General features: G+C 36.4%; 14 protein-coding genes and 1 tRNA gene. 4 read left to right on the forward strand and 11 right to left on the reverse strand.

The features are described from left to right. Positions 1–75: 75 nt before the first annotated feature. A complete protein-coding gene (locus ABC228_RS12245) occupies positions 76–1071 on the reverse strand; it encodes a metal-binding protein ZinT (protein WP_345825430.1) in 996 nt (331 codons plus the stop codon). A 245-nt stretch (positions 1072–1316) separates the two neighbouring features. On the opposite strand from ABC228_RS12245, the gene ABC228_RS12250 reads away from it, so the two are divergent. After that, positions 1317–1619, forward strand: coding sequence for a DUF2178 domain-containing protein (locus ABC228_RS12250; protein WP_345825431.1), 303 nt, complete (start codon positions 1317–1319; stop codon positions 1617–1619). Next, positions 1620–1823, forward strand: a complete 204-nt coding sequence (locus tag ABC228_RS12255) for a helix-turn-helix transcriptional regulator (RefSeq protein ID WP_345825432.1) — start codon at positions 1620–1622, stop codon at positions 1821–1823. A 209-nt stretch (positions 1824–2032) separates the two neighbouring features. On the opposite strand, the gene abc-f is transcribed toward ABC228_RS12255, so the two are convergent. From abc-f to ABC228_RS12300, 9 genes are all read right to left on the reverse strand, one after another. Continuing rightward, positions 2033–3970 (reverse strand): ribosomal protection-like ABC-F family protein, encoded by a 1938-nt coding sequence (gene abc-f, locus ABC228_RS12260; RefSeq protein WP_345825433.1) that lies wholly within the window; start codon positions 3968–3970, stop codon positions 2033–2035. Between the two features lie 493 nt (positions 3971–4463). Continuing rightward, a complete protein-coding gene (locus tag ABC228_RS12265; protein ID WP_345825434.1) occupies positions 4464–5126 on the reverse strand; it encodes a hypothetical protein in 663 nt (220 codons plus the stop codon). A 69-nt stretch (positions 5127–5195) separates the two neighbouring features. Further along, positions 5196–6578, reverse strand: coding sequence for an alkaline phosphatase (locus tag ABC228_RS12270; protein ID WP_345825435.1), 1383 nt, complete (start codon positions 6576–6578; stop codon positions 5196–5198). A gap of 370 nt (positions 6579–6948) precedes the next feature. Then, positions 6949–7113, reverse strand: a complete 165-nt coding sequence (locus ABC228_RS12275) for a hypothetical protein (protein ID WP_345825436.1) — start codon at positions 7111–7113, stop codon at positions 6949–6951. A 252-nt stretch (positions 7114–7365) separates the two neighbouring features. After that, positions 7366–9105, reverse strand: coding sequence for a methyl-accepting chemotaxis protein (locus ABC228_RS12280; RefSeq protein ID WP_345825437.1), 1740 nt, complete (start codon positions 9103–9105; stop codon positions 7366–7368). Between the two features lie 142 nt (positions 9106–9247). Continuing rightward, positions 9248–10051: a VLRF1 family aeRF1-type release factor gene (locus ABC228_RS12285; RefSeq protein WP_345825438.1), complete on the reverse strand. Its 804-nt coding sequence runs from the start codon at positions 10049–10051 to the stop codon at positions 9248–9250. 148 nt (positions 10052–10199) lie between these two features. After that, positions 10200–10272 (reverse strand) — tRNA-Cys (locus ABC228_RS12290). A 70-nt stretch (positions 10273–10342) separates the two neighbouring features. After that, positions 10343–10429: a YjcZ family sporulation protein gene (locus ABC228_RS12295; RefSeq protein WP_345825525.1), complete on the reverse strand. Its 87-nt coding sequence runs from the start codon at positions 10427–10429 to the stop codon at positions 10343–10345. Positions 10430–10556: 127 nt separating this feature from the next. After that, positions 10557–12650, reverse strand: coding sequence for a tetratricopeptide repeat protein (locus tag ABC228_RS12300; RefSeq protein WP_345825439.1), 2094 nt, complete (start codon positions 12648–12650; stop codon positions 10557–10559). Positions 12651–12811: 161 nt separating this feature from the next. Here ABC228_RS12300 and ABC228_RS12305 point away from each other — a divergent pair, with 161 nt between their 5' ends. After that, positions 12812–13531, forward strand: a complete 720-nt coding sequence (locus ABC228_RS12305) for a DUF2161 domain-containing phosphodiesterase (RefSeq protein ID WP_345825440.1) — start codon at positions 12812–12814, stop codon at positions 13529–13531. A gap of 181 nt (positions 13532–13712) precedes the next feature. Here the strand turns inward: ABC228_RS12305 and ABC228_RS12310 are convergent, their stop codons facing one another. Further along, positions 13713–14420 (reverse strand): DNA alkylation repair protein, encoded by a 708-nt coding sequence (locus tag ABC228_RS12310; RefSeq protein ID WP_345825526.1) that lies wholly within the window; start codon positions 14418–14420, stop codon positions 13713–13715. 254 nt (positions 14421–14674) lie between these two features. On the opposite strand from ABC228_RS12310, the gene ABC228_RS12315 reads away from it, so the two are divergent. Further along, positions 14675–16192, forward strand: a complete 1518-nt coding sequence (locus tag ABC228_RS12315) for a glycine betaine uptake BCCT transporter (protein ID WP_345825441.1) — start codon at positions 14675–14677, stop codon at positions 16190–16192. Positions 16193–16263 lie beyond the last annotated feature (71 nt).

Raw genomic sequence — 16263 nt, forward strand, 5'->3', positions numbered from 1 at the left:
CTTTATTGAATAAAACCTAACACAAGGAGTTCGAAACCTCCCTGTGTTAGGAATTAATCTATCGCGAAATTGAAATTAATGTGCAAGCATTTCTGCTACAATCCCATCACCATCTAATTCAGATGGATAGTATGTTGGCCAATTCTCAAGCTGTTCCAATAAAGCTTGTCGGTCATCTCCCCAATAAAGGTGGAAATGATGAGCATCTGTTGGATATATACTATGGTCACTGAATTGAATGTAAGTAGGAACTCCTTCTACTCCTTCTTCGTGCTTAAAGATGTAACGAACACCTCTGTTCCCTTTCTCATACTCTAAGATTTCATATCCATCATACGTAAATTCACCTGAATATTCTTCTCCATTTTTGTGAAAGGTCACCATATTACCTACTATTTCAATACGATCAACATCTGTTTGATAACCTATCTCATAGTAAGCTTTATATTCTTCAGCTGTCTTACTATCATCTTCTTTTTCTTTATGAGCAAACACTTCATCCAATGTACCATCTAGTAAATATGGATAGACAGATTGCCAATCGCCCGCCCAATCCGATAATGAACGATCCTCTATTTGACTATCTTCAAAGTATCCTTCATAAATTTTTTGCATATCGTCATCATGTTCATGCCCATGGTCATGTCCGTGATGATCATCAATGGTGATGGTTACCGGCTCTGATTCTGCGATAACTTCATGGTCATCCCCATACAGCACGGCCTTAATTTGGATACCATCGGTAGTAGCTTCTCCTTCATAACGCTCGCTAGTTTGGCCATCTACTATCTCCCACTCTTGGGCGTTAAGGCCCAAAGTAAACCAATGCCAATGAGGTTGAGCAACTTCTTCATTCGTATTCGCGCTTAATTCAACAAGATCTCCAGTATGATAGTGTTCAGCTACCCCAGCTACTGTCACACTTATTTCAACTGCTTCTTCACCTGAATCGGAAGATGATTCTTCTACAGATTCTGATGAACCATTCTCAGATGACGCCGCGTCTTGACAACCCACCAGAAGAAATATAACCCCTAGTGCCCCTAGCCATTTCCAAGTATGTATTTTCATAACGTCAAATCACTCCTCTCTAAATCGTAATCATTACGAATCGTAATGATTACGATTTATATATTACAGTGACCCATAGTAGAACGTCAAGTATTTTTATTATTTTTTGGTTGCCTTTTTTTAAAAGGTTATTGTTTTTAGGTTATCAATTCAATAAATGTAAAAAGTATTTGACATTTCCGAAGCTAATGTTACAATAATTAATGTCAAATACTTTTTACATTTTATTAAGGAGGAAACCAAAAATGGATTGGGTAAAAATTGTGTATTCCGTCATATTGTTAGTTTGTGGAATTTTGATTCTTGTTGTGGCAAGTTCTCGAAAAGGTGATGAAAGAAGGGAATATATCAAAGCAAAAGCACAATCATATTCATTTGTCGTCGTTATAGGTGTGCTGATTTTAGAAGTGGCACAATCCATTTATCTAGCTTTTCAAGAGAATACTACAAATAATGGGTATGCAATTTCACCAATAATGTTTCTGACGCTGATTTTAATTATATACCTTGTAACGTTACTAATTTACAGAAAAAAATTCGGTGATTAAATGAAAAATCACATAAAAGAATTAAGAAAAGTAGCTAAATTATCGCAGGATGAACTGGCGAAACACTGTAAGGTATCCAGGCAAACAATAAATGCAATTGAAAATGATAAATACGATCCTACTCTACAATTAGCGTTTGACATAGCCGCTGTATTAGATACAACAGTAGATAAGCTTTTCATCAGTGGTTCTATTAGAAAGTGATAATTTGATCCCATATCGAAGTTTTTTTATGTACTAATCAAGGTTTCGTCATTTTCTACGATATCTTGCAATTGGTTTAAACCAAGGTGAAAACAGCCTTTTTAACAATTGTTTCTACCCCGGGTATAAAAAACCGAAAGCAAAAAGACAGGACAAGTTTCCTGTCTTTTATACATTTCGTGATATCCACTCTATTCTCTAATCCGCTTTTAATTTGAAATAGAGCTTAGCCATAAATCTGTTGCCGATTCCAGTTCTTTATTTAGTTGAACCTTGGTTTGATATAAGTCTTGAAGTTCCTCATATTCGAGCTCATCGCCTTCCATGGCTAACGCTAAATCTTGTAGTTCCTTTTCGATTCTTTCAATTTTAATTAGTAGTTTATCAAGGTCTAAATCTTTCTTTTCAATTGGTGTGTCACTTATTTTTCGGTCAAGTTTGTTCAAGTCTTGAGCTGTCTCCTTTTTCTCCTTTTCCAGTCTTAACTTCTCTTTCTCATTTCGGTAATCATCGTAATTTCCAAGATAGCTTTTTATAGTATTGTCCTCTACTGCAATCACTCGATCACTCATTTTATTAATAAAATAACGATCATGTGAGATAAAAAATATGGTGCCTTGAAAATCTTCAAGTGCCTCTTCCAGCGTTTCAATCGAATCAATATCTAAATGATTTGTTGGCTCATCTAGGATTAATAGATTTATCTCTTGAAACAACAGGATCGCAAGCTTGAGGCGAATTCTCTCCCCACCTGATAAATGCTTTACCTTTTTATAGACGTTTGACTTGTAAAACATAAATTTAGCAAGATATTCTCGAGCCTTTCCTTCTAGAATTGAAATACCCTCACGAAAAGCTTCAATTAACATTAACTCTTCATTAGGAAACGTAATTTTTTGCGGCAAGTAAGCTGCTTTTACACTCGCACCAAATTCAATACTTCCTGAATCAGGCTGTTCTTCCCCCAACAGCATTCTAACAAAGGTAGTTTTTCCACTTCCGTTAGGACCGATAAGACCGACTCGTTCCCCGTAACGAATCATGACATCTGCATTTTTAAAGATTGCTTTCTCATTGTAGCTTTTCGTAAGGGACTTGGCTTTAATCGTTTCATCTCCAGACCGTTCAAACCGTTTAAAGTCTAGACGCATATTTTTTCGTTGCGTATTCGGTCTTTCGATTTGCTCCATTTTTTCTAGTTTCTTTTGAATACTCGCAGCTCTTCTAAAGAATTTATTATTATCCGCTCTCATAGCCCAATCCCTTAAATCCTTGACTGTTTGCTCCATTGTATTCATCTTCTTCTGTTGTTGTCGATATTGCTCCAATTGGATGCGTATATTTTCTTCCTTTTGGCTAACAAACGAAGAATAATTTCCCTTGTAGCTAACAGACTTCCCATCCTCTACTTCAACAATTTTTGTCGCAACATGATCAAGAAAATAACGGTCATGTGAAACAATGAGAACGATTCCTTTATAGCTTTTCAGGTAGCTTTCTAACCATTCAATAGATTCCATATCCAAATGATTCGTCGGTTCGTCAAGCAGCAATATCTCTGGACTGTGAATGAGTAGCTTTCCAAGAATAACGGTCGTTTTTTCCCCACCACTTAAGGAATCAAAGTCACGAAGTAGAAAGCTTTCAGCAAATTTCAGCCCTGTACACACTTTACTTAACTTCCCCTCACGGTCATAGCCACCTTTTACTTCAAATAATTGGACTAAATCACTGTACTTATTTAATGCTCTTTCTAAAGCACTTCCTTCCACACTTTTCATTTGTTCCTCTAATTCGTGCATTTGTTTTTCAATCTGATCAATTTCACTAAACGCAATGTTGAGAATATCCCTTACTTTTAAGCCTTGTGGGTACTCAGGCATTTGTTCCAAATAAGCTATTGTCGCATCACGAGGTATCATATGAAGTAATCCCTCATCATATCCATAGCTTGACGTTTGTGGATAGCCTGGGTAATAATTCATCGGTTCTAAGCCTGCAATCACCTTTAAAATGGTACTTTTTCCACTACCATTCACACCAACAATTCCAACCCGCTCACCACCATAAGCTTCAAAGGTGATGTCTTCCACCACGAGCGTTGCTTCCATATATTTTTTAATACCAGTTAATTTTAGCTCTAACATAAAAATTCCTTCCTTCATCCATAATGTTCGTTATACCATTATTGGACAGGCCAGGTTGACTTTCACTATTTAGATGTACAACAAAAAAAGACCATAAGAAGATTTATCTTCTTACAGTCTATGTGAATATAATTTTGGCACACAAAAACAGCATAAAATGCCGCTTCGTGCATACCTGTATTCAAGAACAGCCGTTCTTGATGATGAAATTATAATCCCGTATCAGTAGTAAGTAACCTTCAAAAATTGCCTGATTCCTAATGGCATAACAAATAAACCTAATAAATAAGGTCAATTCGAAATAAAAACATTAAAAATCCATATTAATTTTAATCAATTAATAATTAGCAATTTGTCGGCATCATACAGTTACTTACCTCCCTTTAAATTTCACCTTATTATGGCACTCTTTCGTTATTCTGTAAATAAGGAATTTTCTACATCGTAATAAGCATCTAAAAAAAGAACTAGGACATACGAATTTCTTTTCACTTTAAAACTCAATAGCTATCTTTTTCCCTTCTGCTAATTCCTCTTTATCCTCAGTAAACACATTACTAGTAGTAATGCTAAGCTTCGTTAATTCGCTGATATCGGTCTCTTCGAGAATAAATGCCAATTCTCCAGTTTTACTATCTCCAGCTAGGATAGGACCATTCAGACTTTGAAGGTAAAAATCATCCTCAAAGCTCTTTTGTTCGCCCTGGTTGGTTTCTATGACAGACACTGGTGCAAAGTCTACTATTTGGTCAGCGTTATTTGTGATGGTTACCTGTAATTTCACATAAAGAAAATTCGTTTCCTGATGGGTTAATCCGTGAAAGTAATCGATTAGGTGGTAAGCAGGTGTAAAATCCAACACTTTTACATCTGATAGCTGGAAATTAATCGGTCCAATAGTAGTTGATACTTTGTCGTCCGTTATAGCCATGAGCTCAACCTTCCCATCCTCATCACGAAAAACCTGTCCGACTTCCGTCAATGAATCAGTCGCAGGAGCCTGGGGATTATCCCGATATTTTTCTGGATTATAGGATGTTTGCTTAACGGTAGACTTTACTTCTTTCTCAACTAAATCTGTATTTGAAGTATCCTGATCATCTGAGCAGCCAACAAGTAGTAGCGCCGCTAGGAGATATATACTCATTCTTTTCACTATTAAGTCCTCCTACACGATTAGATAAAAGGATATCCCGCTGAGTGGCAGCAGGATATCGGTGATTTTTTATCTGGTTCTTTTGTTCATTAGAATATCGATGACCTTTTGACCAACCTCATGGTTATCGTGAAGACCAAAGAACTCATTTGCCTGTGGACCATAGGCATAAACATTTACATCGACACCATCATGTCCACCAGTCGTCCAACCTGTACCAGATCTCACATCAAAAATACGTTCAATCGCATTATCAATTTGACCAACATCATTTGTAGCTGTAGCTTCCTGAACAGATTGAATTTCTTCCTGTGTTAATTCTAGATTAATATATTCTGAAAGAACTTCTTCTACCTCACCACCGTTAGCAATTTCAGATGCCATAAAATCCGGTGTGCGTTCAGCAGCTAGAAGAGAAGTTGGATCCCATCGATACTCACCAGCAATTCCCATTGCAAATCCGCCAGTTGAGTGGTCAGCTGTCGTAATGACTAAAGTTTGCTTGTCGTTTTTCGCAAATTCGATTGCTGCTTCAAATGCTTCTTCAAAATCTTCCATTTCACTCATTGCTCCAACAATATCATTATCATGTCCAGCCCAATCGATTTCGCTACCCTCTACCATTAAAAAGAATCCATCGTTATCCTTACTTAAACGATCTAAGGCAGATTCTGTCATTTCTGCTAGTGAAGGCTGTTCTTCTGGTCGATCAATTGCATAATTCAGACCAACTGGCGCAAATAATCCTACTACCTGCTCATTATCATCGTTTAGGAGTTGTTCTTTTGTTGTCACATAGCTAAATCCATCCTCCTGGAACTCTTCGGCTAAATTTCGGTCAGACCGTTCAAAGTAGGATGTCCCTCCACCAAGAATAACATCAATTTTATGCTCACCATTGATTAATTCATCGAAGTAATCATCCGCAATATCATTATAATTGTGACGGGATTCATCATGTGCACCAAATGAAGCTGGTGTTGCATGTGTTACTTGTGAAGTAGATACCAATCCAGTTGATTTTCCTTTTTCCTTTGCCTTCTCTAGTACTGTTTCTACTTCCTGCTTGTTCACGTCAACCGCAATAGCATTGTTATAGGTTTTAATTCCAGATGACATAGCTGTTGCTGCTGCTGCTGAGTCCGTAATATTTTCCTGATCATCCCATGGATAGGTTTCTTGCATTCCTACTAAGTATTTATCAAAAGCTGTTTTTTCCATGTATGGAGTGGACTTATCATCTTTGTAGTAGCGATAAGCTGTATTATAAGTCGGTCCCATTCCATCTCCAATTAGAAAAATAACATTCTTAATTCTGCCTTGATTCTGTTGATCAGATCTTGCTTCTACTTCTAGGTTAGACTGAGGAAATCCACTTAAGACTGTTCCTAAGATGATTGCTGATACTGCAGCAATTGGAATTAGCTTTTTACCAATTTTCTTGTTCAACAACTTAACTCCTCCTCTAAAATTTATTTACAGCTTGTATTCTACTGGTAAACTATTAAGCTACTATTGCTAGATTGTAAGGATTTAGTGAAGAAAAGAGGTACAAAGTTAATGGGGAAAAGGTTCTAAAAATGAAAAACCTTCCAAACTCAAATTCGTTTGCTACGGATTTCTAAATAACAATAAGATTGATAAGCAATGTTTTCTTATCAATAGACTTTTCTTATTACAAAGAGAAAATAAATTCACCTAGATTATCAGGTTTCTATTCTTTTATTCTCACTTCAATAATTGGTCCAGTAGTAATTGAAACAAAAGTCTCACTAAGATCAAAAACGACACAACTTAATATGGAACACTCTTCATCTTTAAATCAGTATCCACTTACGTTTTGAATTACGTTGTTTTCAAATGAATACTGTGAGCCAATTACAGTTTGTTGATATGGAGAAAGGTCTGGTCCATATTTATAGTCTATTGGCTCTGGTGTTATTTGTTCTTGAATGTTAAGGCAATCCCCACCATTCTCATTCTCCACCCAACTTAATCGCTAGTACCAAAATTCTAATGAAATCACCGAGCAACCTTACTTTACCACCTCTAAAATAGTTAGTTGGCGTTTTCATATTTCCTATCTATAATTATCTTTTATCAAAAGTAATACATCAAAGTCTAATCATAATTTAATTTGTCCCTTCCTATCGATCATTTCCAAACAAGCCTCTTCGTGATAATTAAAAATCTCCTTATTTCTTCACTTGAAGAAATAAGGAGATTCCCTTAAGTTCTATTATTCTATACTATATTTCTTTAAGGAATCACTCAGTTCATGATTTAAGCTGGTTAATGTTTCTGCTGCGTTTGCAACATTACCGATTGCATTGATTTGTTCATCTAGTGAAGATGTAATTTCTTCAATAGATGCAGCCGTTTCCTCGGAGACACTTGAAATACTTTCTACATTTTCGCTGATCATTTCAGATTCTGATGTAATTCCTTTAATTCCATTATTAACTTCGATCATGGCTGTAACGATGTCTTTTACAGCTTTCTGCATGTCTTGGAATTTTATTTCTGTTTGTTCGACATCATGATTTAGACCTTCAGATATTTTCTGATTATCCTGAACAGCTTGTACTGTGTTCTCTGTTTCATCTACTATCATTGAAACAACATGTTGCACTTGATGGGTAGCTTCCTTCGATTGCTCTGCCAGTTTACGGATTTCGTCTGCTACAACAGCAAAACCTTTTCCAAATTCCCCTGCTCTTGCTGCTTCGATACTTGCATTTAAAGCTAATAGATTGGTTTCTTCTGCCACGTGCTCAATCGTATCCATGACTGCTGTAATGTCCTGTACTTTTTGATGAAGGTTTTGGATGTCCTCTGAAATTTTATTCGCCCTTTTTACAGACTGTTGGTTTGAGTCTTGAAGTTTTGTGACGATTTCAATTCCTTCATTGGACAAGGTTTCTGTTTCTTGTGTGATTTGATCCACTTTATCGGTTTGTGCTTTCATCTGATTAATAGCTTGTGTTAATTTTTCTACGCGATAATGGATATCCTCTAAACTATTTACCTGATCTTGTGTACCTTTTGATATTTCATTCATCGCATTACCGACTTCTTCACTGCTTGCTGATGTTTGCTCGGAAATCGCTGATAAATCAGTTGCTGAATCTAATAAATGCTCACTTGATCTCTGAACATTTGTTACGAGATTACGTAACTCTTTAGACATTTTATTAAAGGATTGGGCAAGCACACCAATTTCATCCTTTGACTCTGGTAAATGTGATTCTGCAATTCTTCCATTTGATATCTCAGTTGCTTGATTCGCAACATCCTTTAATAGCGATAGTTTTTTCCTTGTAAGTAAATAAAAAACGGTTGAGCTTAAGACAATAATCAGTGCAGTGATGCCCGTAATAACCGCTTTCAATACTTTTAAATCTTCATAGAATTCATCTTGGAAAACGGTAATACCAATTGTCCAATCCCATGGCTCAAAATATCGCATATAAGCTGTTTTATCCCGGAAACTACCATCTTGCTGTTCATCACTATATTCAGCAAACCTAGCTGAAGCTTCGTCTTCCATTCCCGCATCAACTAAGCGTTGACGGTTATTTCTGTTTTGTTCATCAGCTGGCTCACCACCAATTTTGGATGGATGAATTTGTAATACTAAATCTTGGTCATATGCAAGAATATAGCCCCTGTCTTTATAAACAAAATTAGTTTGTGTATAATCATATTCATTATTTTCATCAACAGGTCCATTTAGTATTTCTCTTGCTTTATCTTTTGCTTCTTCCTCTGTTAAATCTCCAGACTGAACCTCTTCCTCCATTAATTCAAGAACCGTATAAGCACCATCTGCTATTTTCTGTAACTCACTTTGACCAGATTCTAATAGTTCCTTTTTAGCTATTTGATAGCTAAAGACACCGATTACAATAGCTGTGAATGCCGTAATTACGGTAATTAATGCAATTAATTTCATCGAAATACTTTGCGTTTTCTTCATGTTGCACTTCCCCTCTACTTTAATATTTTTTATATCGACAAAATTCTACATTATTTGAATAAGTGGAAGCATAAAAAATCCCCATAAACGTTTTCACAACATTTATGAGGATAAAATCAATAGCTACTATTAACTTGCTTCCTTAAGCCATAACAGCTTCCATGACTTTCTTTTCTTCATGGTCCAGCATATTTTTATTTACTATATCTGTAACGGGTTTGTTCATATTGTTCATTAAGTCTTGCGCTTCCACTTTGTCACCAACCAGGTAAATGCAATCCCATTTCTTGTCCTTCGCTAGCTTATCTAGCTTCGATGCAAAGGTTTTATATAATCGATAGCGATTGGCTTCAAACCGTTGTTGAAAGTCATCCGGCTTCATATGGCTTCCACCTAATTCAGTAGGTTCCTGTTCATTCTCCTGACTTGTCTGTTCCTTCCAATCCTCTGTCTCAAGATCTAAAAGATACATCTTGGTATCTTTTAATCTTCCTAGCTCTGAATCAATTACTTTAATTGCTTCCTTTTGCGTCAGAACTATTCCAGTTTTAGGGAATTGCTGATACATCTCTTTCAATTGATCTATCTTTGCTGTTTCTTCCCAATAGAATACCGTTTCTACTGGCATCTGGAATCGTTCGGCAAACCAAATCTTTTCGTCTGGAGTGGCAAATATAACAATGCTTTTGGCGAGATTTAACTCGCATTCTTTAACATACTGTTGCACTTTAGATTTAATGCTTCTATAGTTCCGTAGCTCCTCCGAATCTCCTTCAGCCTCCAAATAATTTTCAAAACTATTCAGTCCGTTTTTAAGATGGATTCTCCATTCACCACCCTGTTGATCCGGATCAGACGGATCCGTATTTAAGTACATACTAAAAACACGGTGAGGTTTTTCAAGATAAATGTTTTCCAGCTTTGCCATGACCTTATTCATGTCCATAAACAGGTATCCACTCCTTTGTAGAATCTATCATTCTACTATACGTATAACCTGTCATGGTTTTATTTAAACATGTAATTCTAACGAAAATAAAAGCCTCATCAATGTTTATTTAAAACAATGAGAAGGCTTTGACAAACTTATCGAAAGGCGGTAACCGGATTCGAACCGATGTTAAAGGTTTTGCAGACCTCTGCCTTAAACCACTTGGCTATACCGCCATACGAAATAGAAAAGGGTGTTTGGGAGAAATCTACTCCCAAAACCCTATTATTATTTTAATTTACATAACTATACGCCGTAGCCACCTACATAGGAAGTACCTACAATAATAAGAAGAATGAACAACACAACAATTAATGCAAATCCGCCATTCATCAAAATTCCTCCTTTCAATTGCTACACTAATACCCTATGTATAAAAAGCTAATTGTGAAGGGCTAGTGCCTAATTTTAGGAATTCGTTTTGATAAACAAAGATTATAGCTTTTTCTTACTACTATAATTAACCAATCGTATTCATTAACTCAAATTGCCGTAGTCTTAATTCGAACAAAGTGAGCGGATCACGATAGATTTCAGGACTTTCATACATTGTATCTAGTGAGTTCTTAAGCTTTTCAATATCTCCCTGCAATTCGTCACTAACAACTGTTAGCTCTCCAAGCGAATTTGCATAAAAGTTATTCACATCCCACTCTAGTGATCTCTGAAAAGATTCCAACTGATGAAGGAAGGGGGTTATTAACTCCTTTATCGTATCGCTATAGTTTTCATTTTCAATATAGTTCTTATATTTGATGTGAAGTTTTTCTTTATTTTTTGCTATGGAACCTAACAGTTTGCCTGCACCCTTTAGCAATAGCTGAGAAGGATTATTGCGAAGCATGATATTTATTTTTTCACGATGTCTCATTCCTCTTGCTATTCGATCCAAATCTCGCTTCCAATCATCCAATAGCTTGAAGTCACCTTCAAATACAAGTTTTTCTTCACCAAATTGCACATTAAAATCTTCACTTAGAGCGTCCAGTTTATTTTGGCTTTCTTTAAACTCCTGCTTACATTCCACAAGCCATCCCTGAATAGCATGATTAAAGTCAGATAGGGCAGTGTTTTCCATATACGTAGCAATCCGCCTATTCATTTCATCATTTATTTCAACATGGATTTTTCCAAAATCGCTGTCCTCATGTATGATTTCAGAACAATTTTGAAGCAGCTCAGGTAGCTTATTCATCAAATTGTCCATAAAAAGATGACTTACTTGCCTGAATGAGTCTAATATGACGTTTACTTCTTCCTTCTCCATTTCCTCCAGCTCAAGCTGTAGAGCCTTTAGATTTCCGATGACTTTTTCCTTCCAATTAATTCTTTCGGCAATCCCTTGTTCTACTTCTATCCGTTTTTCAATTAAGAATTCAATAGAGGCTTTAATGATACTACGGATTTTCGAAGAACTTGCCCCTTCTAGATTATAATCCATCGTCATTGGCTTAATAAATTCCGTTAACTCTGTTAATAATCCTTCCTTCTCTGCCCATGTCTCAATCGATTCAAAAAGCATAATACCTTCTTGTCTGCTGTTTTGAGGGGCATTAGAATGTTCAAAGTGATATGCTGCATGGTGAATCAACTCTTCATCAAGATCGTGAAAAATCTCATCCCAGGCAAGTATGGCTGTAGAAGAAATTAGCGTATCCGAAACAGATGATAGGTTTAACCAATTGGCTAAATGTTCTTGTAAAAGCTTGGAAATATCCCTTATCAAGTATTGACCACTTATTAATTCAATGTAAGAACGATGAAATAAGCTCGGAAGCTTTTTCCAACTATACGATTCTTCAACCTGATAGTGCAAGAGAATCTGATTAATCTCCTCTAGCCACTGAATATAAAAATCACTCTGTTTATAACGAATCCACATACGTTCACAAAGACTTTCAAATCGATATTTATCAACCTCTAATAATGCCAATAATACATCTCTAAAATAGTTAGGTGATTGTTGGATGGTATACCCTTGCTCCGCGTATCCATCTAGTACTTCAAACCAGGTAAGTGACTTTGTACGGATTGCTTCCTTTATTGCTAGTTCAACCGCGCTATCCCAATCTTCTATATTCTCAAAGAAAGCCTGCGCTATCTCCGTGACATCAGCATAATCTGGATCTATTTGTACAGCATGTTTAATCGCATCCACAGCATTAACCTGTTCTCCTTGTTGGATGTACAGTGAAAATAATTGCAGGAAAACTTCCACCCTTAACGCAATAGACTCCGTCTTCACTTCCTTATAGAACTTTTCAGCATCCTCTAGTAGCCCCATTTCCAAATGGGCATCTGCAATATTTTTTTGTGCCCAAGGAAGTAATTGTTCATCTAGTGGATTTCGCCATTTGAATATCGCTGCTTCATAATCCTTATTTAAAAAATACACTTCCCCTTGCGCAAATCGAATAGAAGATAAATTTGGCTTTTGCCTCTTCATCTCCTCCTCGTAGATGACACCCAATTGCTGAATCGGATGCTCTTTTGCATGCTCATCTATCATAGTTAGATAATAGGATTTATGTATTAGTTCATTCTCTGCTGTCATGATAATCCCTCACTTATTATGGTTATTTTGTCGTTCAACCTATTAAACATGTACATGAATAGGTCTTCTATAGAGGCTCACCTTTACTATATTCGAAATAACACACAATTTTTTGGGTCTATCATCAATAATAGATTAATATGATAGAATGATTTTTAGAGGTGCTAGCATTGGAAAACACGAAATGGAAAGAAGTAGATTTATACGAACCGATTAATAAATATTTTAAACGTAAGGGTTATGACGTCTATGGGGAAGTAAAAGACTGTGATGTTGCAGTGATAAAAGATGACCTATTAATTATAGTGGAATTGAAGTTAAATTTAAGCGTGGACCTGCTCATCCAAGCATCCAAGAGACAACGGTTATCTGAGCATGTGTATATTGCAATTCCAAAACCCAAAAAGCATAACCCGCGCTCTAAAAAATGGCGAGATACCTGTCACTTATTACGAAGATTAGAATTAGGTTTGATTCTAGTTTCCTTAACTGGAGAGCGAAAAAGAGTAGAGGTTGTAATGGAACCAACACCTTTTCATCGTCCAATCAGTATGGGAAAAGCCAAATATCTCAGACAAGCTATCATTAAAGAAATTAATGGACGAAGTGCCGATTACAATATTGGTGGCTCTAGCAGAAAACAAATTATGACTGCTTACCGAGAAACTTGTATCCAAATTGCATGTTATTTAGAGGAGCATGGTGAGCTCTCACCGAAGGCATTAGTCCAAATGGGAACCGGTAAGAAAACCCAATCTATCTTAAGTAAAAACTATTACGGATGGTTTGTTCGGATTAGAAGAGGTGTGTATGTACTTAGTGATAACGGCAAACAAGCGATAAAGGACTACCCTGAACTTGTTTCATATTATCGCAAATAACAGGGTATAATCTTTTACCTGAAACCATTTAAATTGAAGAAAAGTAGCCTATACTTTTTTAATATGGAAATTTTGGTACGGTTCTTTTGCTTCCTAAACTATAGTAGGCTTGAGAACCTTCCCCTTTTAGAGTATATCCTTCGAAAAAATTCATCCTGATTAGCATCGTTTTGAGAAATGATTAACATCTGACATATTTTCGTTTAAAACCAATTCTCCCTTTATCAATGTCCTTTTGAATATTTTCGGATGCGTTTAGATAGCTGTTTTTCTTATTTTCACGTTTGACTTCAACGATGCCAACTTCCTTTGCGGTCTCTACTGCCATTTCGTGTAGTGGTAAATAAGAAACCCCAACAGTGTAAAGGAAGTTATTCATGGCAGATTTCGTTCGCTCTGGAGAGTCATGAATCGTTGTTTTTACCATTTTAAGCATGTTGGAAATCTTGCTTTCGGAAAATTCATGGTCCTTGCGATTCCCGAGTAGCCAGCAATAGCAGCTCCAGCCCGCTGACATTCTTAGTTCGTCACCACTCGCAATCCACTTATCCGCAATGTCTTGAGCTAAATCTGACTCTGATAAGGTTACTGCCACGACATAATCGGAAAGCATATAGAAATATGCCCCTTCCATCCACCTTTCAAAATCCGCTTCTGTCATCGCTTTCGGATCTGCAATGATTCCTGCAAAGTACATTGCATCATAGTTCCCAGTAGCATATAGTTCTTCAGCTAGAGCTTGATCAATTTTAATCTTTTTGGCAATTGGCTTCATAACACCTGTAGCTACACCATATAGTGGTTCACGGGCACCATTAGATAGGTACATCTTTTTCGTTCGTTCTTTGCCGAGAGTCTCTAGCTCCTCTAAAACAGCTTCATAATTCATCATTTACACTTCCTTTTTATATTGATTCTATTAATAACTATTTAATATTTAGCAACATTCCTCAGTACTTCATTGTAACTTATCTTTATGTGGACAACAATTCCATAACTTTTTTAGAGATTTTCATTGATTTATTCATGTATTTTGATTATGTAATATACACTCCATAACCTTAATTAGGTTTCGTTTTACATTAAAAATAGGTAAAAAGTAAATACTAGTAGATATCCTTGATAGCTACAGGAGGGAAATTGATGAAACAACGTTATATTGTTTTTTACATTTCGGTATTTATACTTTCTTTACTCGTTATTGCCGGAATAATTATACCTGATCCATTAGAGAAGGTTACCGCTAATATTCAAACCTTCTTCTCGAATGCTTTTGGATGGTATTATCTAATCATTGTTTCGATTATTACGGTGATTTGCCTATATTTAATTATTTCACCTGTTGGTCGAATTAAGCTAGGTAAGCAAGATGAGAAACCTGAGTTTTCTACACCTACCTGGATTGCTATGTTATTTAGTGCCGGAATGGGAATTGGGCTTGTATTTTATGGAACATCAGAACCAGTTAGCCATTATGCACTAAGTTCTCCTACTGGTGAAGTTGGTACCGACCAGGCCATTAAGGATTCACTTCGGTTTACGTTTTTCCATTGGGGTATACACGCATGGAGTATTTATGCCATCGTTGCACTAGCAATTGCTTACTTTCATTTTAGACATAAGAAATTAGGGCTAATAAGTGCAACATTACAGCCTATCCTCGGAGATAAGGTAAACGGTGTAACTGGAAAGGCTATTGACGTCTTCTCTGTACTGGCAACTGTACTTGGAGTTGCAACATCACTCGGATTTGGAGCAGTTCAAATCAATGGTGGTTTGGCATATCTATTTGACATTCCGACTAACATTTGGATTCAGTTTATCATTATTGCTATTGTTACGGTTTTATTTCTAATATCCGCATGGTCTGGATTAGGTAAAGGAATAAAGATATTAAGTAACGCAAACATGCTGCTAGCTGCCGCTTTATTTCTATTAATGTTTTTTTTCGGACCGACACTATTTATTCTCCAATTATTTACGGATACCATCGGCTCCTATATTGAACAACTGCCACGTATGAGCTTTCGAATTTCTCCATTAAACGACGACATCCGTGGATGGATAAATGGATGGACCATTTTTTATTGGGCTTGGTGGATAGCTTGGTCACCATTTGTTGGTATCTTTATTGCCCGAGTATCAAAAGGAAGAAGTATTCGAGAATTTGTGTTTATGGTATTACTAGTACCTTCAGTCGTTATCTTTTTATGGTTTTCAGCCTTCGGTGGATCAGCAATTTTATTGGAACATAATGATATTGCAGAAATATCAAGCCTATCCGCAGAAGAATCCTTGTTTGGTGTCTTTTCAAATTATCCATTGCCACTCGTAACATCTATTACGGCGATTATACTTATTGGGTCGTTTTTCATTACATCTGCCGATTCCGGAACGTATGTATTAGGAATGATGACAACGAATGGTTCACACAATCCCGGGAATAAAATTAAATTCACATGGGGATTCTTACTCTCTGCTATAGCAATAGCACTTTTATATACTGGAGGGCTTCAAGCATTACAAAATATGATGATTATTGCAGCTCTACCATTTTCGGTCATCATGGCTTTAATGGCATTCAGTCTGGTAAAAGGACTACGTGAGGAAGCAAGAGAACTCGGAATAGGTCGGATAAAAAGTAGAAAAGAATTGAATTAAGTTCTTATCAGGTTGTTTTTCATTCACCCCTGCAAGAATGTTTGTAAGAATTTCACATCGGGAATACGTTT

Origin of the sequence: Ornithinibacillus xuwenensis (assembly GCF_039614845.1) — a bacterium.
Taxonomy (GTDB): domain Bacteria; phylum Bacillota; class Bacilli; order Bacillales; family Amphibacillaceae; genus Ornithinibacillus; species Ornithinibacillus xuwenensis.

Bases quoted from the DNA above. Each gene is read 5' to 3' on its own strand.
- ABC228_RS12285 (WP_345825438.1), bottom strand. From the start codon at position 10,051: ATGGACATGAATAAGGTCATGGCAAAGCTGGAAAACATTTATCTTGAA.
- ABC228_RS12250 (WP_345825431.1), top strand. From the start codon at position 1,317: ATGGATTGGGTAAAAATTGTGTATTCCGTCATATTGTTAGTTTGTGGA.
- ABC228_RS12310 (WP_345825526.1), bottom strand. From the start codon at position 14,420: ATGAATTATGAAGCTGTTTTAGAGGAGCTAGAGACTCTCGGCAAAGAA.
- ABC228_RS12300 (WP_345825439.1), bottom strand. From the start codon at position 12,650: ATGACAGCAGAGAATGAACTAATACATAAATCCTATTATCTAACTATG.
- ABC228_RS12245 (WP_345825430.1), bottom strand. From the start codon at position 1,071: ATGAAAATACATACTTGGAAATGGCTAGGGGCACTAGGGGTTATATTT.
- ABC228_RS12315 (WP_345825441.1), top strand. From the start codon at position 14,675: ATGAAACAACGTTATATTGTTTTTTACATTTCGGTATTTATACTTTCT.
- ABC228_RS12295 (WP_345825525.1), bottom strand. From the start codon at position 10,429: ATGAATGGCGGATTTGCATTAATTGTTGTGTTGTTCATTCTTCTTATT.
- ABC228_RS12255 (WP_345825432.1), top strand. From the start codon at position 1,620: ATGAAAAATCACATAAAAGAATTAAGAAAAGTAGCTAAATTATCGCAG.
- abc-f (WP_345825433.1), bottom strand. From the start codon at position 3,970: ATGTTAGAGCTAAAATTAACTGGTATTAAAAAATATATGGAAGCAACG.
- ABC228_RS12280 (WP_345825437.1), bottom strand. From the start codon at position 9,105: ATGAAGAAAACGCAAAGTATTTCGATGAAATTAATTGCATTAATTACC.